This window comes from Marinobacter salinus (assembly GCF_001854125.1).
GTDB lineage: Bacteria > Pseudomonadota > Gammaproteobacteria > Pseudomonadales > Oleiphilaceae > Marinobacter > Marinobacter salinus.
The window spans coordinates 479,193-500,819 of sequence record NZ_CP017715.1; the positions used below are offsets into that span (position 1 = coordinate 479,193).

16 protein-coding genes are annotated in these 21,627 nt (G+C 56.2%); 4 read left to right on the forward strand and 12 right to left on the reverse strand.

Annotated features, from left to right (window positions below):
- The first annotated feature begins 39 nt into the window (after nucleotides 1–39).
- From BKP64_RS02305 to BKP64_RS02320, 4 genes are all read left to right on the forward strand, one after another.
- Nucleotides 40–1,224 (forward strand): thiolase family protein, encoded by a 1,185-nt coding sequence (locus BKP64_RS02305; RefSeq protein ID WP_070965470.1) that lies wholly within the window; start codon nucleotides 40–42, stop codon nucleotides 1,222–1,224.
- 246 nt (nucleotides 1,225–1,470) lie between these two features.
- Nucleotides 1,471–3,369, forward strand: a complete 1,899-nt coding sequence (locus tag BKP64_RS02310) for a DUF1302 domain-containing protein (protein WP_070965473.1) — start codon at nucleotides 1,471–1,473, stop codon at nucleotides 3,367–3,369.
- Nucleotides 3,370–3,402: 33 nt separating this feature from the next.
- Nucleotides 3,403–4,764 (forward strand): DUF1329 domain-containing protein, encoded by a 1,362-nt coding sequence (locus tag BKP64_RS02315; protein ID WP_070965476.1) that lies wholly within the window; start codon nucleotides 3,403–3,405, stop codon nucleotides 4,762–4,764.
- Nucleotides 4,765–5,034: 270 nt separating this feature from the next.
- On the forward strand, nucleotides 5,035–7,725 hold the full coding sequence (locus BKP64_RS02320; RefSeq protein ID WP_070965478.1) for a LuxR C-terminal-related transcriptional regulator: 2,691 nt from the start codon (nucleotides 5,035–5,037) through the stop codon (nucleotides 7,723–7,725).
- Here the strand turns inward: BKP64_RS02320 and BKP64_RS02325 are convergent.
- The 12 genes from BKP64_RS02325 to pilB form a co-directional block, all read right to left on the reverse strand.
- A complete protein-coding gene (locus BKP64_RS02325) occupies nucleotides 7,722–8,615 on the reverse strand; it encodes an acyltransferase (RefSeq protein WP_070965481.1) in 894 nt (297 codons plus the stop codon). The two genes, BKP64_RS02320 and BKP64_RS02325, sit on opposite strands and share 4 nt — an antisense overlap.
- A 37-nt stretch (nucleotides 8,616–8,652) precedes the next feature.
- Nucleotides 8,653–9,585: a glucosaminidase domain-containing protein gene (locus BKP64_RS02330; protein WP_070965484.1), complete on the reverse strand. Its 933-nt coding sequence runs from the start codon at nucleotides 9,583–9,585 to the stop codon at nucleotides 8,653–8,655.
- Between the two features lie 93 nt (nucleotides 9,586–9,678).
- Nucleotides 9,679–11,850 (reverse strand): hypothetical protein, encoded by a 2,172-nt coding sequence (locus tag BKP64_RS02335; protein ID WP_070965487.1) that lies wholly within the window; start codon nucleotides 11,848–11,850, stop codon nucleotides 9,679–9,681.
- 122 nt (nucleotides 11,851–11,972) lie between these two features.
- On the reverse strand, nucleotides 11,973–12,533 hold the full coding sequence (locus BKP64_RS02340) for a YfaZ family outer membrane protein (RefSeq protein WP_070965490.1): 561 nt from the start codon (nucleotides 12,531–12,533) through the stop codon (nucleotides 11,973–11,975).
- A 112-nt stretch (nucleotides 12,534–12,645) separates the two neighbouring features.
- The gene (gene yacG, locus BKP64_RS02345) at nucleotides 12,646–12,834 is read right to left on the reverse strand and encodes a DNA gyrase inhibitor YacG (RefSeq protein ID WP_070965493.1); all 189 of its coding nucleotides are present in this window, start codon (nucleotides 12,832–12,834) and stop codon (nucleotides 12,646–12,648) included.
- A gap of 47 nt (nucleotides 12,835–12,881) precedes the next feature.
- A complete protein-coding gene (locus BKP64_RS02350) occupies nucleotides 12,882–15,233 on the reverse strand; it encodes a response regulator (RefSeq protein WP_070965496.1) in 2,352 nt (783 codons plus the stop codon).
- A gap of 43 nt (nucleotides 15,234–15,276) precedes the next feature.
- The gene (gene tsaA / locus BKP64_RS02355; protein WP_070965503.1) at nucleotides 15,277–16,020 is read right to left on the reverse strand and encodes a tRNA (N6-threonylcarbamoyladenosine(37)-N6)-methyltransferase TrmO; all 744 of its coding nucleotides are present in this window, start codon (nucleotides 16,018–16,020) and stop codon (nucleotides 15,277–15,279) included.
- A 10-nt stretch (nucleotides 16,021–16,030) separates the two neighbouring features.
- Entirely contained in the window at nucleotides 16,031–17,071 is a 1,041-nt protein-coding gene (locus tag BKP64_RS02360; protein ID WP_099092572.1) for a hypothetical protein, read from the reverse strand.
- Between the two features lie 43 nt (nucleotides 17,072–17,114).
- Entirely contained in the window at nucleotides 17,115–17,714 is a 600-nt protein-coding gene (gene coaE, locus BKP64_RS02365) for a dephospho-CoA kinase (protein ID WP_070965506.1), read from the reverse strand.
- Nucleotides 17,715–17,717: 3 nt separating this feature from the next.
- Entirely contained in the window at nucleotides 17,718–18,593 is an 876-nt protein-coding gene (locus BKP64_RS02370) for a prepilin peptidase (protein ID WP_070965509.1), read from the reverse strand.
- Between the two features lie 76 nt (nucleotides 18,594–18,669).
- Nucleotides 18,670–19,890 (reverse strand): type II secretion system F family protein, encoded by a 1,221-nt coding sequence (locus BKP64_RS02375; RefSeq protein WP_070965513.1) that lies wholly within the window; start codon nucleotides 19,888–19,890, stop codon nucleotides 18,670–18,672.
- Between the two features lie 2 nt (nucleotides 19,891–19,892).
- Nucleotides 19,893–21,608 carry a type IV-A pilus assembly ATPase PilB gene (gene pilB, locus BKP64_RS02380; protein WP_070965515.1) on the reverse strand — a complete coding sequence of 572 codons (1,716 nt, stop codon included), beginning with the start codon at nucleotides 21,606–21,608 and terminating at the stop codon, nucleotides 19,893–19,895.
- Nucleotides 21,609–21,627: the final 19 nt, after the last annotated feature.

A 21,627-nucleotide genomic window follows, 5' to 3' on the forward strand; every position in this document is an offset into this window, starting at 1 on the left:
CCGAAAAACCTGCCAGACAACCAACAGAGAGATTCAGATATGAGCACAGACAGCGTAGTCATCGTAAGCGGTGTCCGTACCCCCATGGGCGGATTCCAGGGTAGTCTGGCCGGTGTCAGCGCCACTGATCTGGGTGCCACCACCATCGCCGAGGCGGTAAAACGCGCCGGGCTGCAACCGGCAGACGTGCAGGAAGTCATCATGGGCAACGTTCTGCCTGCCGGGCTGAAGCAGGGCCCCGCCCGCCAGGCCATGCGAAAGGCCGGTTTACCGGATAACACGGGTGCAACCACGATCAATAAACTCTGCGGCTCCGGTATGAAGGCTGCCATGTTCGCCCACGACCTGATCAAAGCCGGCAGCAACGACATCATGGTCGCCGGCGGCATGGAAAGCATGTCCAACGCGCCCTACATTCTTCAGGGTGTGCGTAGCGGATACCGCATGGGCCCGGGCCAGGCGCCCCAGGACCACATGTTCCTGGACGGACTCGAAGACGCTGAAACTGGCCGGCTGATGGGTGCCTTCGCTCAGGAAATGGCGGACAAGAAAGGCTACACCCGCGAGGAAATGGATGAATACGCCATTACATCCCTTACTCGTGCCAAAAAAGCCATAGACGAGGGGCTCCTGAAGGGCGAAATCGTCCCGGTTACCGTTAAAACCCGTAAGGGTGATGTGGTGGTCGAAGATGATGAGCAACCCCACAACGCCAACATCGAAAAAATTCCGAGCCTGCGCCCGGCGTTCGCCAAAGATGGCACCGTAACCGCCGCCAATGCGTCCTCAATTTCAGACGGCGCCTCCGCGCTGGTTCTGATGCGCGAATCCGAAGCCGAGAAACGGGGCCTGAAGCCCCTGGCGCGGATTGTCGGCCACAGCACTCACTCCCAGCACCCCTCGGAGTTTACCTGTGCCCCCGTTGGCGCGATTGAAACACTGTTCGGCAAAACGGGCTGGAGCAAGGAAGACGTTGACCTGTTCGAAATTAACGAAGCCTTCGCCATGGTTGCCATGATGCCAATTCGCGAGCTTGGTCTGGATCCGGAAAAGGTCAATGTTCACGGCGGTGCCTGTGCCCAAGGTCACCCTGTTGGCTCTACCGGTTCCCGGCTCCTGGTTACCCTGATGTATGCGCTTCAGCGGTATGGCAAAAAGAAAGGTATCGCGGCCCTTTGCATAGGTGGGGGCGAAGCCACGGCTATGGCTGTTGAGATGCTCTGACTGAGTAAGAAAAACCACCAAAACCAAGGTGGTTGCATCGAATTTTGTTGTCTATAGTGAGTTCAGTGCGAGGAAACCCGGCGGTAGACAGGGTGTGAGGGCAAAATCATACTTTTGACTGATCAAAGCGCTCGACAGCGTTAGCTATAGTGCGAACATCACGAGCACTGTGCACGAAGCCTCCAATACATCGTGAACACCAATAATCAGAGCAGCGACTCAGAACAACAATGGAGTAGCCTTCCAATGACAAGAAAAACACATCAATGGCAGCGTTGGACCAAATTACCGCTGGCCGTGGCAGTTGCCGCCGGAATGTCGGGTCAGGCAGCGGCTTATTCATTTTATATGGGGGATGTGGAAGCACAATTTAACACCACACTGTCAGCGGGCGTCGGTTGGCGTGTTGAGGATCGTGACAAGCGGCTGATCGCGCAGGGCAACCTCGGCCCGGAATACGCACCGGGCGGTACGCTGGAAAACATTGGTGCCTCCACGAACAATTACGATGACGGCAACCTGAACTTTGAAAAGGGCGACACCTATTCAAAGATCGTTAAAGGTAACAGTGAGCTCTTCCTGAACTACAACGTCGACAGTGAGTACCTCACTCGCGTCGGTGGCCTGCTCCGCGGTCGTTACTGGTACGATTTTGAGCTTAAAGATGAAAGCCGCGCAGTGGACTACGTTGGGCAACAGCGCGAGCTGAACGACGAAGCCAAGGGCAATGCGTCCGGTGGTGAGATCCTGGATGCCTACGTGTTTACTGACTGGTATCTGGGCAATGTTCCGCTCAGCGTCCGTTACGGCAAGCAGGTATTGAGCTGGGGTGAAAGCACCTTTATCCAAGGTGGCATCAACGTGATTAACCCGGTCGACGTTCCGGCATTCCGCGCTCCCGGGTCAGAGCTGAAAGATGCGTTGCTGCCCGTCGAAATGTTCTATATGTCCGCCGGTATCACCGAAAATGTAACGGTGGAAACGTTTGTGCAGGCAGACTGGCAGCCAGTTCGTCCTGACGATTGTGGAACATTCTTCTCGACAAACGACTTTGCTGCCGATGGATGTGGGCCGGTTTTGCTCGCGGGTCAGCTTCCGGATTCCCAGGCCTATGCGCAGGGATTTATTGCCCCGAGACTGGGTGACAAAGAGGCTGACTCCAAGGATCAGTTCGGTGTAGCGGTACGTTGGTATGTTCCCGAACTCAACGATTCCGAGCTTGGCTTTTATTACATCAAGTACAACAGCCGCCTGCCTTACGTCAGTGGCCTGGTGAATAACCCGTCAAGCCCCACTGCAACGCAGGTGAACGATCCTTCACTGCCGTTCTCGTCGTTCCCGAGTTACTTTATTGAGTACCCGGAAAACATCAACCTTTATGGCATCAGCATTAACACCACCACTCCCGGTGGCTGGTCGCTGGGGGCTGAATACAGTTTCCGCGATAACGTGCCATTGCAGTGGAACGCCTTTGAGCTGATTTATGGTGGTCTCCAGCAGCGTAGCCCTGCTGGCGATATCCTGAGCAAACTTGAAGCACAGCGTCTTGAAGAAACCGGCGGAGCAAACCTGGCTGGCAAGCCGGTTGCTGGTTACGACCGTTTCAATGTGTCCCAGGCCCAGTTCACCCTGATCAAATTCTTTGACCAGGTGATGGGTGCCAGCCGTCTGTCGTTTATTACTGAGTTTGGTGCAACCTACATCCACGACCTTCCATCATACGATGAGGCGCGTTACGGACGTTCCGGCACCTTCGGTATCGGTACAATTCCGCTGGACAGCCTGGGTGGCGCCGATATTTGTGCCAATGGCGCAAACATCAACGTCAACTACTGCAATAATGACGGCTTTACCACCGACTTCTCCTGGGGCTACCGTGCTCGCTTCGTTTGGGATTACCCGAACGCCCTGGCTGGCGTAAACCTCTCGCCGCAGTTGGCCTGGAGTCATGATGTTGAAGGTTATAGCCCGCAGCCGGGTGGTGCCTTCAACGAAGGCAGCAAGGCTCTTGGCCTTTCCCTGCAGGCGGTTTACCAGAACAGGATTACCGGTAATATCGGTTATACAAACTTTTTCGGCGGCAAACCGTACAACGAGTTGACTGACCGTGATTTTGTGAGTGCCAGTGTTTCCTACTCATTCTGAACCGGAAAGAATTCGTTTAACGAGGGAATTTAGATGAAACTAAACAAGAAACTATTGGCCACCGGTGTTCTGGCTGCAAGTCTTTTTGCAGGCCAGGCTTATGGTGCGGTTTCTGCTGCGGAAGCAGCCAAGCTGGGCGATTCGCTGACCCCGATGGGTGCGGAGAAGGCTGGCAATGGTGGTGAAATTCCGGCATGGACAGGTGGGCTGACAACACCGCCTGCCAATTACAAGGGTGACGGTATCTACGTGAACCCGTTCCCGGATGAAAAGCCGAAGTTCACCATTAATCAAAGCAACGTTGCGCAGTATGAGGACAAGCTGTCCCCGGGCCAGGTTGCGATGATCAAGCAGTATGATGATTACTTCATGCCGGTCTATGAGACCCATCGTACCGCAGCCTATCCAAAGGACGTAATGGACGACACCGTGGGCAACGCCACGAAGGTCGAGTTGATCAAGGATGGTAACGGACTGGGTGATTACCAGACGGCTACGCCATTCCCGATTCCCCAGAACGGTCTTGAGGCAATCTGGAACCACATTACCCGCTACCGCGGTGGTTCGGTTCAGCGCAACGTCGGGCAGGTAACTCCGACGGCGAATGGTGATTTCTCGGTGGTTAAGTTTCAGGACGAACTGACCTGGAGAACCTACCTTGAAGACTACGAGCCAGGCGAAGATCCCAACGTCCTGTTTTACTTCAAGCAGGCGATCACTGGCCCAGCACGTCTCGCAGGTAACGTACTTCTGGTTCACGAAACCATTGACCAGGTTGCCGAGCCCCGCCGCGCCTGGGTATACAACGCCGGCCAGCGTCGCGTTCGTCGCGCCCCCCAGGTAGCCTACGACGGCCCGGGTACTGCGTCTGACGGTATGCGTACCTCCGACAACTTCGACATGTTTAACGGTGCTCCGGACCGTTACAACTGGGAGCTTGTGGGCAAGAAGGAAATGTACATTCCGTACAACTCCTACAAACTGGTGGACCCGAGCCTGTCCTACGACCAGATCATCAAGGCCGGTCACATCAATCAGGACTTGACCCGCTATGAACTGCACCGTGTCTGGCACGTGCGTGCAACCCTGAAGGAAGGCGAGCGTCACATATATGCTCAGCGCGACTTCTACATTGACGAAGACACCTGGCAGGCGTCTGTCATCGATCATTATGATGGCCGTGGTGAGCTCTGGCGCGTGGCAGAAGCCCATGCACTGCAGTTCTACGATCAGGTGGTGCCCTGGTACGCTATTGAGACATTGTACGATCTTCTGTCCGGCCGCTACCTGGCGCTGGGTCTGACCAACGAAGAAACCAACCCTTACGAGTTTGGTGTTGAGCGTCAGTCCCGGGACTACACTCCGGCAGCACTTCGCCGTGCCGGTACTCGCTAAGCGGCAGTATGCAGGATAAAAACGGCGGGCCCCGGGCCCGCCGTTTTTGTATCTGTCCGAAAATGTCAGGCTGATTGCCCTCTGCTGTTAAAAAACCGCCACCCCATAAAATCCTTTTACGTCATATTTTTGCAGCCTGCCCCTATATTAGTTTAACCTTCATCTCATACTAAAGGCGTACCCAACGCAGGTCGCTACTCAGTAGTCAGAGCAGAGAACCATTTTTCCGGCAATAGAATAAAATTCCGCCGGTTTCAGACGGGGCAGTGCGTGAAACCATTCAATGATGGCTGTGCAGCCAACGATGAGTTCCAGTCAGCGAACAGTGGTCTTCAACGGGGTGAATTGGTCAGGGACCTGCTAAGGCAGCGAGTCCAGGTGCCCCGCATACCTGCTCATTCCCTTGAGCGCCCTCAGCTGAACCAAAGTGTCGCCGGCGCCCTGGTTCCCCAGGGTGTCTTGTTTGTCGAGGCGCCAGGCGGCTTCGGGAAGTCCCACGCGGTCATCGCGGGGTTTCAGGCGGAGGAACTCAGCCCGGAGAGTCTTCGTTGGGTCTCACTCAATGCTCAGGATAATTCGCCTTCTCGCTTCCTTACACTGATCGCCATTGCTCTCGACCTTCCCGATGCTTCGGAGAGCAGCCTGCAGGGTGGGGCAACCTTCTCCGATGCGCTGGCAATGATGCTGGTTGCGCTCGGCCGCCAGCAGCACCCGCCATGCCGCGTTCTGACCCTCGACAACCTGCAGAACCTTAGCAATCCTGCCGTTGTTGATCTTCTGCAGCAGCTGGTGACCGATGTTCCTGCGGATATGTCTGTGGTGTTGATCTCCCGCAAGGTTCTGCCCTTTGAAACCCACGGATTGGAGCTGGAAAACCGGTTCAGCCATCTTGGCAGTGATGTGCTGGAGTTCAGCCGCTCCGAGACCTTCGATTATTTCAGGCAGGCCCTTGAAAGCAACCAGTTAACCAGTGTCGCGGTCGACAACCTTTACGACCTGACGGAGGGCTGGGCGACGCCATTGGCACTTTATCGTCGGGAGATTCTCGGGCAGAACGAACGCAAGCCGGTGCAGGAAACAGCTAGCGTCGAGCGCTTTCTGAAAGAATCCGTGCTGGGCAACCTGCTCCCGGCCCAGAAGCAATCGCTTCGCGCTATGGCTGAACTGGAACTGTTTTCCGATGAATTGTTTATCGACCTGCAGCGGTCAGCTCCCGAAGGTGGCTATACGCCCTCGCAGGCAATGGACAGTGGCTTGCCCCTTAAAGCCTTGCCGGGCAGAGGCCGCTGGTTTCGTTTCAATCCGCTGCTGCAGCAGTGGTTAAAGACGCCGGTGATGACCGGTTATGCCGATCGAATGTCCCGGGCAAGTCGCTGGTTCGGTGCTCGGAATCAGTTCCCGGAGGCGTTGAAGTACGCTCTGTTGTCGGGTGACGCTGAGGAAATTGTTCGTATTGCCTCGGAGGGTTCCGAGGCCCTGCTATTGGGGCAGGATACGGCGTCGCTGCTTCGGTTGCGTAAAAGCCTGCCGGTTCAGCTGCTTGAGCGCAGTGCCCGACTGAGAATCGTGTATAGCTGGGTACATGCGATTGGCGGACAGTTCCGCCAGGCCCAGGCTCTGATCGACGACCTGGATGATTCGGACCAGCAGGAGCATGCTGCGCGGATACAAGCGTTGAAAGCGTTTATCCTCAGAGGTGAGGGCAGCGTCGCCTCTGCGCTGGCTATGGCTGACGAGGCCCTGTCTGGAGGGCGCCTTTCTACTCAAGGACAGCTGGTTACCCAGATGGTCCGCTCCAGTGCCCTGTGCGCCGCCGGCCAGTTTTATGAAGCCCGCGAGGCCAATCGGGCGACAGCACGCCTTGCGAGGGAAGCCGGGGATTCGGGGTCGGAGGCGCTGGCGGTCTACGCCCACGCTCGGATTGAACTTGGTAAGGGTGCCTTGAAACACGCGGAACAGCTTCTTCGTACTGGCCTGGATACCGCCATGCAGGAGCTTGCCAGGCCGGCCCGGATCGGGGAAACCCGCCTTCAGCTCAACCTCGTGCTGGTGCTCTGGCATCAAGGGCGGAATGCCGAGGCAGACAGGCTGCTGGTGACCTGCGGGCGCCATGCCGAACAAACTCGCGATCTTGGCCTGTTGCTGGCCATGGCGGTTCGTGTGCTGATGTGTCGTTCATCGGGTCGAATTGAGGACGCGTTTGTCTGGATCGGCCGGGCCGAGCGGACCATGCACGCCTGGCAGGTGGATGAGTCCCTGTTTGTCCCGGTACTGGAAGCGCTTAAAGCAAGTTGCTGGTTGTCGCAGAATCAGGTGGACAGCGCTTCTCAGGCGGTTGCCAAGCTCGAACCCTACCGCGAGGCAGGCTGTGTTCCGGAGCTCTTTCCGATGATGCCTGGCCTGCTCGATTGCCTGCAGGTTCGGGTGGATCTGGCCCGGGGTGAATACATCCGGGCCCGTGAAACATTGCAGGAAAGCCGCCAACGGTACGATGACGCCATACCCTGGGGCGTGGAGCTGCACATGCGACTGCTGGAAGCCGTGCTGGCTCAGGAGGAGAAAGGACCTGCTGTCGCCCAGAAAACTCTGGCTTCAGTGGTCGTGGACGCATCCAGAGAGCATTTCATCAGCCCCTTTGCTGAGCTCCGGAATGAATTGCAGAGTCTGGTTGAAAAGGGTTTTGATCAACTCCCCGAGAGTGCGTTTAAAGAGGCGCTCGGCCGCTTGTATGACGTGCAGCCGGCCACTGAGAAAGCGGACTCTCTGGCGGAGCCAATCAGTGACCGTGAGCAGGCTGTGCTGGAACTCATTGCCAAAGGGCTTTCCAATCAGGAAATTGCCGACAAACTGCATATCTCGCTGCATACAGTAAAAACCCACGCCCGCCGCATCAATGCCAAGCTGGAAGTGAGGTCCCGTACCCAGGCAATTGTCCGGGCGCGTGAGCTGGGGTTGCTTTAGGCCTGTTTCAGCTCTTCGATCCTTGCATCCTTTTCGGCCCAGATTTCGCTGATCCAACGCTGGAAGTGCGCTCGGGTTTCCCGGTTGTTTTCGTAATCCATTCCTGAAAATTGTGCCGGAATGTCCCGTACCCGAATATCAACGATAATGCGGTTGATTCGCCCACACAGATAGTTCCAGAATCCTCCGCGACCTTTCGGGTAGACAATGGTTACATCCAGCATGGTGTGAATCATGTCGCCCATTGCGCCAAACACGAAGGCGGTTCCTCCTGCGCGCGGCTTCAGCAGGTGCTGGTAGGGGGAGTTCTGGGCGTCGTGTTTCTCAGGCGTAAACCGGGTGCCCTCCATGAAATTGAATATAGTCACCGGGGTGTACCGGAATTTTTCACAGGCGGCCTGGGTTGCAGCTATGTCTTTGCCCTTCAGTTCAGGGCGGCGGGCAATCTGGGCTTTGGTGTGCCGGTGCATGAATGGAAAATCCAGAGCCCACCAGGCGGTGCCCAGCAACGGCACCCAGATCAATTCCTTTTTCAGGAAGAATTTCAGCAGCGGTATGCGGCTATTCAGGGCGTACTGGATGGCTGGGATATCAGCCCAGCTCTGGTGATTACAGGTCACGAAGTACCAGTGCTTCCGGTCCAGGCCTTCCACACCACGGAGATCCCACTCGACCTTGTGCAGGGCATCTACCAGCAGATTGTTAAAGCCGATCCAGATCCACGCGATTCTGTTAAGCAAAATGGTACAGCCTTTGCGGATCAGAGCTATCGGAAGAAGCAGTTTTATGACCGCAAACACCAGCAGAATGGGGAACAGAATCAGGGTGTTCAGAAGAATAAACGCCGCCGCAAGGGTTCCCTTCAGCGGCGCTGGCAGAAAGTGCAACATGTGAGAATGTCTCGGAGTATCTGAACGTCTGTGGGCGTTAGCCTTCGTTAGGGGAGGCAGTGGCCCATTGTCCCGGCAAGAGTATGGATTCCGGCGCGGCAGATGCCAGCTGTTCAAGCAGGGCCGGGTTGGAATCCTTAATCACCTTCCTGAAATCGTCGTCGTAAAATTCCAGGTTGTTGTAGTGAATCATGGACCGTATTTCTTCCACGTATTCCTCACCCCGCTCGGAATAGCCCAGTAGGCCCTGTGCCATATCCAGTCCTGATAACGGCTGGTCTGTGCGCCGGTCCTTCAGGCGAACGTCACGAAGAGCCTGGTAGGTTGGGTGCCGGTTCAGGTTCTGAATGTATGCTCTCACCGAGCGATAAGGCGAAGAGAATTTAGCGACCTCATGATCGGCACCTTCCACCCGGCTTCGGGGAACAAGGCCGCAGCCCTTGGAGAAGCACCACTGACCGAAAAGGTTGTTGCCCTTGATGGCAAAGCGGGACGTCCCCCAGGCGGATTCATTGGCCGCCTGCGACAGAATCAGGGACGGCGGGATGACATCCAGGCGTTTGTGAAGTAGAGCGAATTGCTCCGGGCTGCCGGTTGGTACATCAACCCTGAGGCGTTCAGCCTGGGCGGAAAGCCATTTTTTCTCTTTAGCCGTGAGGCTGGATTTCTTTGCCAGACTGTCGAGGTAATCCCGCTCAATCAGGATGCGGGAGTTAGCCAGAACAATGCGCGGGTACAGGAACGAGAAAAACGCCGCCTTTTTCTCGGTGGTGTCCCGGAACTGCGAAAAATCCGGCAGGTCGTCGTTGGCCCAGCCCGGCAAAGAAGGCAGGGAGGCGAGGGCCAGTTCAGAACCTGAGTCACCAGCGCGACCATTCTCCATGCCGGTTGGCGGAACGTAAAAGCCACCGCTCACAGCAAATGCGATTAACGGAATAAACAGCGCCAGTGCCCGTTTACCTGCAGACATAAAACCTCTCGCCAGAATCGATATGACAGTGATTATAACAGGTTATACGACCCCGTCTGCCAGATGGCTTACCGGGACCGGTGCCGTGGCTGCTCAGGGAATCCGCGTTGCCATCACCAGTCCGGCCAGTTCTTCGCTGCCCTGAGTGTTTCGAAGTTGCAGGTAGAACTGGTCCTGTCCGGCGGTGAAAAAGCCATTGAGGTTGAAGTTGCCGCTGGTAAACGAAACACGGCCGTTGCCCGCCTGGTTGTAGGAGAGATTGATGTTTGTGCCCTCCTGAAGTGACGGGGCAGACACGGTCTCCTCGCTTACGGTATGGGTGATTTCGAGGGTGCGGGTGCTCAGTGTCGCCAGGCTGGTGGAATCGATGGTCAGCACCGCATTATCAAAATGCCTGAGATGATTGGCATCGGAGTCCAGCCCCATGGCAAGCCCCTGCAGCCGATACCGGCCGCTCTCGGGCGGTGCATCGGGCGTTTGCTCGGCGGCGACAAGCACGCCGTCACCCAGAGGGCTGTCATCCAGATTGAAGGCCATCAGGCTGCCATCCGGGGTGCTCGCGCCAATGCCGAGATCTGGTGGTTCAAAGGAACCGGATGGGGTACTGATGTCGAGGTTTAGTCGGCCAATCTCGACCTCTCCGGAGCTCAGTCTTGAGGTTCGGAGGCTCAGGGTCCAGGATTCTGAACGGGTTCCGGCAGTGTTGGTTGTTACCGTGCCCGAGGTTCCCCGTGCAACAGTCGTGAACGCCTGGGACTGACTGATGGTGTTTCCGTTGACCTGCCATTCGCCAAGGCCGGATTCGATCACAACGGGAGTGGCCGTGTCGCTGAACCGGGTAGACAGATAGAGCATGTTATAGCGGCGGCCGTCCAGCGTGTCCAGACTGAATCCGGGGGTGCGCAGCAGGTCAATTTCAATGACTGACAGGTAATGGTCTTCCAGGTCCGCCTTACGCTTCAGCTCTTCACCAGAGGCTTCCAGCTCAATGGCCTTGCCGGCACTGAAATAGCCGCTGATCACACGGTCCGGCCCCGTGGTTTCCGATTCCGGCGCTGTGGTGTAGGCGTTCAGATAATAGGGGTTTCGTGTCCAGCCAATGATCCTGGAGCTGCCGCGACCGGTAATGCTCTGGTACAGTGCGCGCCCAGCCAACAGGCGGCTGTCATCAAGCAACGTCGCGGCACCAGGAGAAGAGGAGTGGGTATTACGTTCCCAGAGCTCGGAACCGCGCTGGTAAAACTGGTTACCGGCCTGGTGGATCAGCGCCTCGCGATCATAGGGGATATCGTTGGCCAGGGATGTCACGCGGATGTTGAAGGCATCGAAACTGGTCAGGGTTAAAGCCGGGTAGACGTACCCGGTGCCAATGTCGTCCGTCAGTACCTCTTCCTGGGCGGTGCGAACGCCCCACTGTCCGGACCCCTGGAGCGAGCTCTCAAGAAAGGTCTGGCCGAGTTCAACCCCGAAAAACACGGAATTATAATCTGCCGAGCTGGCGCTGATCTTCCCGGATGACGCCTCATTGAGTACCGCGTAATCAGCCATTGCGGCGACATAGCGGGTAAAGTCACCACGGCTGGAAAGCAGGGTCAGGGCATCGGTCAGCGTAGCGCCAGAAGGTATGTCAATTTCGAAGTCATGGACCTGATCCGACAGCGTCGCCCAGACATATTTGTTGAGGCAAAGCTCGCCGCTGGCATCCGCAACGCAGTCCAGAATGGCCTGAAATTCACCGGCGGTATAGCTGGCCACTGTATTGCGCAACAGGTATTCAGAGAACGGATTGATCTTCACGTCCCGGTCGGCATCTGCTGCCAATGCCCTCATGCGGGTATTGCCGTAACTCGCATCGATGACCACATCCGGCCCGACGGGCTGGCCCTCGTCAAAGGTGATAATAGTGAACCCTTGACTGTCGGTGCGGGTGGATACCGAAACAGAGCCGAGATTCTGTAGGGCCGTGTTGGTGGTGTAGACGTCGAGTCGGTCGGGCTGGACGATCCTCAGGTTTCGCCGGGTCGGTTCGGCATCCGGTGCGGCGCTTGCAGGCACTTCCATGGTGATCCGGACTTCATTGGCCTTCAGGCCACTGGCATTGCTTGAATCACCGGTGCTGCCGGAACTGAAGTCATCCACCGGGTTTTTTGCGCTAGCGAAATCGTTGGGGTCGTTACGGGCGCCGCTGAGAGCGTCGTCTCCGGAGCCACATCCTGCGGTCAGCAGAATCGTTGTGGAGAGAAGCAAACCGAAGGTGAGTCGCATGCCTGGCCGTCCTTGCTGAGGGTTCAGGCGGTCAGTCTACCAGCGGGCGTTAAGGCAAAGCGTGAGGAAAGGCACGAAACGGGTGCCTGCTGAGCGCAGGCACCCTTACGCAGAGCGGTCGTTCAGAAGAAGATCTTCATACCTGCCATAACGCCCTCATCAAGGTCCACGTCGCCACGGTACGGGCGATCCAGATCCGTGTTCAGGTAACGGTAGCCGGCGAACACTTCCGCGTTTCGGATAACCCGATAGCTGCCACGGAGTTCAACACTGGTCAGGTCATCGGAATCGCCGAATGACAAAATGCTGGGCGCGTAGTGGAGGCCGCCGGTGAAGGAGAGCCCGGGAACCTTCGGAATGTTCACTGTCGCAAATCCCCCCAGGGCAATGGCGCCACCATCAAGGCGGTCTGCATCCCAGGCAATGCCGCGCATGCCAATGCCGGCAGTGGTGGGCAGGTTGCCAATGGCGGTGCGGCCCTGAGCATGAAAGTCGGCATTGAGGATGTCCAGGCCACCTTCGCGGTAGGTATAGCCGGTGCCCAGCTGGATATCATTGTTGGTGCCAAAGAAGTTCACCTGACCCTTTACGGAATCGTTGGTGAGGCTCAGATCCACATCACCGGCAAACGCCGGCGCGGCGGCCAAAGAGAAAATCATCAGGGAAATGCGGGACGCTTTCATTCGTGCACCTTTTATAAGTAATTAAAATGATTGGCAGTATGGTAACGAGCAGTCTGGCACGGCTCAACTTAAAAGGCCGTAAGCCGCGGTTAACCCGGTTACAGGTACGTGTTCAGTGCTGCGTTGTTTCGCCGCCCTGGTCAAGATCTTCCGGTGACGCATTTTCAGCCGGTACACGGTACTCCTCGTTGGCCCAGGCGCCAAGGTCGATCAGTTTGCATCGCTCGGAACAGAATGGGCGGTAAGGGTTGGCTTCTGTCCATTCCACGGACTTTTTACAGGTTGGGCATTCGACGTTCATAGCTGCCTTAGAGAGTAATGTTACGGTACCGGAAATCCGCCGCCTGCTCAGGAGGGGGCGGACGCTTTACAGTATTGTTCCAGTACTGCACGCAGCATTTCAATATTGACAGGCTTGGCAACGAAAGAATCCATCCCGGCGTGGCGGCATTTTTCCTCGTCTTCCTCCATGGCACTGGCTGTCAGGGCCACAACCGGAATCCGCGCCCGGTTGCCGGATTTCTCCCATTCCCGGAGACGTCGGGTCGCTTCAAACCCGTCCACCCGGGGCATGACACAATCCATGAAGATAAGGTCAAACGGATGCCACTGCCAGAGACTGGCCGCGGCTTCGCCGTCGTTCGCCGTCATTACATCACAGCCCAGTTTTTCCAGCAGGCGTCGGGTGAGCGTCCGGTTAACGGGGTTGTCTTCAACCAGCAGAACCTTCATGCGGCCACAGGGCAACTCCCGCCGCTTGGAGGTATCGCTGACCGCCTGCAAAGAAAAGCGGGTGAGAAAGCGTCGCTCTTCTTTGGCGGCATCGGCAAACAACTGATTGAGAATCGGCGTCAGGCAGGATTCCCGGAGTGATTTGCTGAGAAATGCATCGGCACCCGCCTGCCGGAAATGCTCGGCGTCGCCGCGCTGCGGGTTGGAAGACAGAATCAGCAGGCGCAGGCTTGCCCATGAGGGATTACCGCGGATCTGGCGGCAGAGAAGGTCGCTGTCCATGTCCGGCACAAAGCCGTCGAGGATGATCGCATCGAACGGTTGCTGACTGTCGAACGCCTGGCGGAGCGTGGTCAGGGCTTCCCCGGCAGACTTGACGGCCTCAATGTAGACGTCGTGCCGGGACAGCATCTCCAGGGTGATCTTGCGTGACAGCTCGTAGGAGTCCACCACCAGAATACGTCTGTTTTTGACCATCCGGGTATCCGGCCGAATCTGGGGCGAACTTTCGGGTGCCACCGGCAGAGTCAGCTCTATCCAGAACGTGGACCCTTCACCCGGGCGACTTTCCAGCTCCAGGGAGCCATCCATCAGATTGACCAGTTGCCGGCAAATGGTCAGACCTAGCCCCGCGCCGGGGAGTTGGCGCTGGAACCTTTGCCCGAGCTGGACGTAGGGCTCGTAAACCAGCGGAATATCCTCCGGGCTTATGCCGACACCGGTATCTTCAACCGCAATCCGGAGTCGCGCCTTGTCATCACGACGACCAAGAACTTCGATGCTGATCAGAACGTGGCCGGAATCGGTGAACTTGATGGCGTTTGAGGTCAGGTTCAGCAGAATCTGGCGAATCCGCACAGGGTCACCCTTCAGTGCCCAGGGCAGGTTTTCATCGATGCGGAGTTCCAGTGCCAGGTTCTTTTCGCGGGCACGGGCGCCGAGCATGTGGACCAGGTCATTCAGGGTCTCCCGGAGATCGAACGGAATGTCCTCAAGCACCAGTTTGCCCGCCTCCATACTGGAAATATCCAGCAAGTCGTTAATGATGGAGGACAGACTTTCCGAGGCGCTGAGGAGCGTCTGAACGTACTCGCGTTGTTCCTGGTCCAGGGGCGTATCGGTTAACAGGTTGGCATAGCCCAGGACAGACTGCAGGGGAATCCGGAGTTCGTGGCTGACGTTGGCGAGAAACTGGTTCTTGGCGTGGTTGGCACGAACGGCCTCGTCGCGCTCGCCCTGGGACTGAATGGTGGTCTGCCGGAGAGACTGGGTGTCTTCCAGAATTTGCAGTCGCATTTTGTTCAGGGCCTGTTCGAGCTCTGTCAACTCATCCGGCGCCTTCCTTGGCTTTCGCTTGAGTTTCAAGGGGTCCACCAGCGCGTCCAGGTTCAGCCGGGCGGCGTAATCCGCCATCGCCTCCAAGTGCCTTGACAGGGTCAGGCGCACAATGATCAGGAGCCCGAAGGTACCCAGCATCACGACGATGGACTGGAACAGGAGGTTGAGCAGGGCACGATTTCTGAGTTCGTCGTGTACCTGCTCGACAGAGGAGGTCAGGGTGAGCGTACCTACTTTTTCCGAGTTGCGAATGCCGGTGCGATCAAACACCAGTGGAAAGCTCTGGGAAATAACCCGGCCGTCGGGGTAGGTGCCGGTGGTGAATTCGTTTCCCGTGGATGTGATGACCCGGGCATACTGAATCGAGGGCACAGCCTTCATGTCATCCAGGCTGTTGGCCACTTCGCTGAAATTCATCAGCCAGATGTTGTTGCTCATGCTGCCGGAGACGAGTTCGGCGGCTTTTGACTGGGTGCTTTCGAGATCACTTTTACGGCGGTCGAACTCGCCGATCATCTGGACGCCGGTGGCGACCAGGGACAGCACAAGACTGAACAACAGCACGTACGCCAGCAATCTGCCTGCCAGTGGCCGTATCCCCAAGTGCTCAAAAAGACGGTGTGAAGGCAAGGCACTATTTCCCTGTGTCGACTACAAAATCACCAATCGGAGTTTAACAGACCGTTAGCACTTCGACACGTTTTTGAGAATGATCGTTCACGAACCGGAATCGCACATTGATATCGTAGAGGTGCGCCCCGTAGATCCGGTCTTCGTCCCGCCCACGCCGGAAAGAGGGGCGCGGATCGTACCCAACCACATCCTCGATCAACAAACGCAGGTCGGGGTAATCCGAGGGTGGAAGATTGTGGAGTTGCGCGTCCGCTTCCGGGAGAAATACGACCGGTAGCCGCTCTGTCGGAGGCGAATCTGCCCAGCCAAGCGTTGCCTCGGGCACCGAATCGGCGAAGGGCAGGTATGGTTTGATATCCAGAATAGGCGTGCCGTCGATCAGGTCATGGTCGCTGATTTGCAGTACCAGTCTGCCGTCTTTGCGCACCACGCCCTCGTTGCGAACCACAGACAAACCGAGGCTGTTGGGACGGAATGGCGAGCGACTGGCGAAGACACCGATCTTCTTATTGCCGCCGAGGCGGGGAGGTCGAACCACTGGTCGCCACTCGGCGCGAATCGCCTCATGGAACTGAAACGTCAGCCACAGGTGGCTGGCGGTCTCCAGCCCCCGAAACGCATCCTCCCGATCAAACGGCGGCTCTATCACCAAGTCCGCCCGGGCGTGGCGGGTGAGGCCAGGCTGGCGCGGTACGCCGAACTTGTCATGGAAACAGGAGCGCGTATAGGCAATGGGCGTTAACGTAAGCGCTTCAGTTGCGGGGCGTGATGGGTGTCTGGGCATAGTTAAACGGTCAATAGGGGTTTTGAATGCTGCCGGAAAAGTACAGTTCGATCCTGAAAAGCACGGAGGCCTGATCGGTGAAGTTCTTCTCCCGGGGGAAAGTCAGCGCCGGAATGAGTTCCGCGAATACCCAGTCGCTGTGCAGCCGGTAGCGCCACGTGAGATCGGCGAACGCGGACGATGTGCGCCAGTCTGGCTGACTTTCACCCAAAACACCAAGGCGGGGCGTCACGGTCGACCGGTTGCTCAGGTGTTTCCGGAGGCTCAGAATTTGCGCCGCCACGAATTTACGGTTGCTGTGAACCCACTCCAGTTCCGTTGACGAACGGAAGTACCATCCATTGCCCGCCGGCCGGCCCGCGCCGAACCAGCTGCGTTCACCCCAGCCATCGTTGTGATAGTAGTAGATGCGTTGCTGGGCGCTCAGGGTCCAGTTGCCATCCGGGCGCCACTGCTTACGCGCGGTTGCACGCCAGAAGGCATCCGCAGGAATCCGCAGCCGGACACCAATATCGTTCGAGAAGTTAATGGCGTCTCCAAACTGGGTCAGATAACGCAGTGCACCGGTGGCCTGGGTGTCGCTGCGATCTGGTTCGGTTAACTGGCGATCGCGCTGTCGCTCTTCAAGAGGAATCAGTTCCTCACTCTCGCTCTCAATCACCAGGCGGAGTTTTCGTTTGGTGGTGGGGATGTCCAGACGAAACCGGGCTTCCGGCTCAAATTGGGCTGGATCACCGTATTCCGACTCCGTGGCAAAACCGATCCGCAGATAACTGGCGTTGTTGGGCAGGCCCTGCTCACTGCCGGATAAGGTTCGGTCCGCCCATTGCCCCAGCCACTGAATTCTTGGCCCTTGAGTCCGTTCCTGCCGGAGGACCCAGTTACTGAAATTCACCCAGTAGCTATCCCGGGGCTCGGCCCAGTACTCATCCGGTTCAAAGGCATAAAAAGAGGGTGGAAGCTGATCCGGTGCCAGTACGTCAGCCACGGATCGCTCCTCAAACTCAAAGACCGGCTCGGCCCCCTGGGCGTTGATGGCGATGAGGCAGATAAAGAGGGTTGCCAGTCCGGCATTTGGGGTATTGCAGGGACGGTTAGGCAAAGTCCACCAGGAACTTGTTGTGCAGTTCACGAACCTGACGCTCCACTTCCTCTGACGGCCGATTGTTGTCGATGACGATGTCCGCTTTGGCAAGCCGCTGTGCCCTGGGCATCTGGGCAGCAATGATGCGTTCCACCTGTTCCCGGGAGTTGGTGTCTCTGCTCATGGTTCGCTCGAGCTGGGTGTCGACAGGCACATCCACCACCAGAACCCGGTCAACCAACTCGTGCTGGTCGGTTTCCAGCAACAGAGGAGACACCAGTATCACATAAGGGTGGCGGTTATGCTCCGGATTCAGCTGTCGGATCAGCTCTTCACGAATAACCGGATGCAGAAGCGCCTCAAGCCAGCTTCGTTCCTGTGGGTTTTCGAAAACAATCTGGCGAAGTCGAGCCCGGTCAAGTGCGCCCTCTGCAGTCAGAATATCCTGACCGAAATGCCCGGCTATGTTGGCAAGCGCCGGTGTACCGGGTTCAACTACTTCCCGGGCAACGTCGTCGGCATCCACCCAGTGCACCCCAAGATTACCGAACATGCGGGCCACTGTTGACTTGCCTGAGCCAATGCCGCCCGTCAAACCAACGATTGTCATGATTCAAACACCCAGAAAGCCAAACCAGAAACGCTGAATTTCAGGACCAAACCACAAGCACAGCAGGCCAGCTGCGGCCAGGTAGGGCCCGAAAGGAATTGGAACTTCACGGCCGTGCTTTTTGAAGATCATGAGACTGATGCCAACGATAGCGCCAACCACGGACGAAAGGAGAATCACCGCCGGCAAAAGCTGCCAGCCCAACCAGGCGCCCAGAGCTGCCAGCAACTTGAAGTCGCCGTGCCCCATGCCCTCCTTGCCGGTCACCAGTTTGAACAGCCAGTAGACAGACCAGAGGGAAAGATAGCCGGCAACGGCGCCCCAGAAGGCACTGGTGAAATCCGTCAACACGCCGAAATAGTTCAGCACCAGGCCCAGCCAGAGCAGGGGCAGGGTGATGTTGTCCGGCAGCAGTTGGGTGTCGAAATCAATAACTGTTAAAGCAACCAGCGACCAAACCAGCAGCAATGCCCAAAGCGCCGCTTCGGTGGGGCCCAGCAGCAGAACCGTGATAACGGAAAAGAGCGCCGTTACCGCTTCAATAATCGGGTACCGGGGCGAAATCCGGGTTTTGCAGGATGAGCATTTACCGCCAAGAACCAGGTAGCTGATTACAGGAATATTTTCCCAGGCCCGAATGCTGTGACCACAGGAAGGGCAGGTTGAAGCGGGTTTTGAAAGGGTAACGATGGCCTCCTGTTTCCGTTGTTGTTCCGGAAGCTCCAGAAACTCCTCACACTGGCAACGCCAGTCCTGGTGCATCATTTTTGGCAGGCGAAGGATGACGACGTTGAGGAAACTGCCGATGCAGAGAGAAACAAGAATTACGGAGAGGTACAGAAGCCAGGGCGTGGCCAGAAACACATCAAGAGTAGGCATCAGAAATCCGGAAAACAGGAATGTAAAGTAGAGCTGGAATCAGAAGGCAGCAGCCTTCTGATTCCGTTGCCAGTCGTTAGCCGACGACCTGACCCATCTGGAAGATTGGCAGGTACATCGCGATGATCAAGCCACCGACCAGAACACCCAGAACCGCCATGATCATGGGTTCCATGAGGGCCGTGAGGTTGTCGACCATATCGTCAACAACCGCCTCATAGTGTTCCGCGACCTTCTCCAACATTTCATCCAGGTTGCCGGATTCTTCCCCGATGGCAGTGAGCTGAACTGCCATAACAGGGAAGACGTCTTGCTCGCGCATGGAGGCCTGCAATTGTGTGCCGCTGGAAACGTCGTTCTTGATGCGGTCAATGGCATCGCGGTATACGGCATTGCCGGTGGCGCCCGCAACAGAGTCGAGAGCGTCTACCAAAGGAACGCCTGCTGCGAAGGTCGTGGAGAGAACGCGACCGAACTTGGCAACAGCAGATTTGTCGAGAATTTCGCCGATTACAGGTAGTTTAAGAACGTATTTATCTACTATGTCCGAGAACTTTTGAGACCGTCTGACGGCTTCCTTGAAAAGAAAAATCGTTCCCACAATTCCAAGAAGAACAACAAACCACCATGTCTGCATCCATTCTGAGAGATGTACAACCATTTGAGTGAATACTGGAAGTTCCGCGCCAAATCCTTGGAAAAGTTGCTCAAACTGAGGTACGACTTTCACCAGAAGAATGGCGGTTACGATGATTGCTACGACTACAACGGCAATTGGGTAGGTCATTGCTTTTTTGACTTTCTTCTTGAGCAATTCAGTTTTTTCAAGATAAGTCGCTATACGATCGAGCATTTTTTCCAGTGCACCTGCCTTTTCACCCGAATCGACAAGGTTGCAATACAGATTGTCGAAGTGCTTCGGATGTTTTCTTAGAGCCCCGGCGAAGCTGGTGCCTGAAGAAATATCGTTCCGTATTGCCATTACAAGCTCTTGAAGCCCTTTGTTTTCTAAACCGTCCGCAACAATGTCAAAGCTCTGAACTAGCGGAACACCCGCTTTCATCATGGTGGCCAGCTGACGTGTCAGCATCGCAATGTCGAAGGGCGTAATTTTCTTGCTGCCCCCGAACAATGGCTTGGGCTTTTTCTTGACCTTATCGGGAATAATCCCCTGCTTGCGAAGCTGTGCTTTGACCAATGCCAGGTTTGAGCCTGTGAGCTCGCCCTTGGACTTATTGCCTTTCCGGTCCTTTCCTTCCCAAACGTACGATTCCAGCTTTTGCGCTTTCTCTGCCATGCTTAATCCTTCGTCACGCGGTTGGCTTCCTCAAGGCTCGTCACGCCCTCCATCACTTTTAACAGTGCTGCCTGACGCAAATTACGGAAGCCTTCTGCCTGAGCCTGCTTTGCAATTTTAATGGAACTGGCTTCTTCCATAATCATATTCGCCAGCTCGTCGGTAATCTTGACCACCTCGTAAATACCGACGCGGCCCTTATATCCTCCATTGCATTTATCACAGCCCTTGGGGCGGAACAACGTGAACCCTGTATCAATTTGTTCCTGTGTGAACCCTTCCTCCAAAAGTACGTCTTTTGGAATCTCTGCCGGTTGTTTGCAGCTGCTGCACAGGCGCCGACCAAGTCGCTGGGCAATAATCAGGCTTACGGATGTAGCAATGTTGAACGAGGGAACGCCCATGTTCATCATCCGGGTAAGCGTCTCTGCAGCGCTGTTGGTGTGCAGGGTGGAAAGAACCAAGTGGCCTGTTTGGGCGGCCTTGATGGCAATGTTTGCGGTTTCAAGGTCCCGGATCTCACCCACCATGATCACATCCGGGTCCTGGCGTAGGAATGCACGAAGCGCTTCGGCAAAGCCTAGTCCCACCCGCGTATTCACGTTTACCTGGTTGATACCTTCCAGGTTTATTTCTGCAGGGTCTTCCGCCGTGGATATGTTGATACCTGGGGTATTGAGAATGTTCAAACCGGTATAGAGAGAAACGGTTTTACCGGAACCGGTGGGCCCCGTCACCAGAATCATGCCTTGTGGCTGTTCCAGGGCATCCATATACAATTTCTTCTGATCTTCCTCATAGCCCAGCACATCAATGCCCAGCTTGGCCTGACTTGGGTCCAATATCCGTAAAACGATTTTCTCACCCCACAGCGTGGGCAGGGTGTTGACCCGGAAATCGATGGCTTTGGTCTTGGACAGTTTCATCTTGATCCGGCCGTCCTGGGGAACCCGGCGTTCGGAAATGTCCAGCTGCGCCATGATTTTTACACGAGCTGAGATTTTGGGAGCCAGCTTTATGGAAGGGCGGGAAACCTCTTTCAGAATGCCGTCGGTGCGATAACGAACCCGGTAGACCTTTTCATAAGGCTCAAAGTGGACATCCGATGCGCCGCCGCGAATGGCATCTAGCAACATTTTATTCACGTATTTGACGATAGGTGCATCGTCAACTTCACTTGCCGATATGGCAGCATCGTCTTCCTGTTCGCCACCTTCCGTTTCTACACCTTCCAGATCCGCATCGTCCAGGTCCCCCATGGACGTATCCTGGGACTCAAGGTACTTATCGATAGCCTCCCGCAGCTTGGCGTCGTCGACCAGAATGGCGTCGGTGCTCAGGCCTGTGTTGAACTTGATCTCGTCCAACGCCTGGATGTTGGTGGGGTCCGATACTGCAATGAACAGACGGTTGCCTCTTTTATATAGAGGAAGCGCGTTGTGCTTGCGAACCAGCTTTTCGTCCACCGCCTTCTCAGGCATCATCTCGGGCATAAATGATGATAAATCAAGCACTGAGACGCCAAACTCCATAGCTGCAGAAAACGCCAGCTTGGAGCTGTTTGCCAGATTGTTCTGGGTAAGATAAGTGATCAGGGGAATTCGGTTCTGGGAGGCTTGAAGGAAAGCATCCTTGGCGGTTGCTTCGTCCAGAAGTCCGTCATCCACAAAGCGCCGTGCCAGGCCTGTGAGCGTGATATTGCTTTTATTGGTAGACATAATTTAAATAAGAAACGCA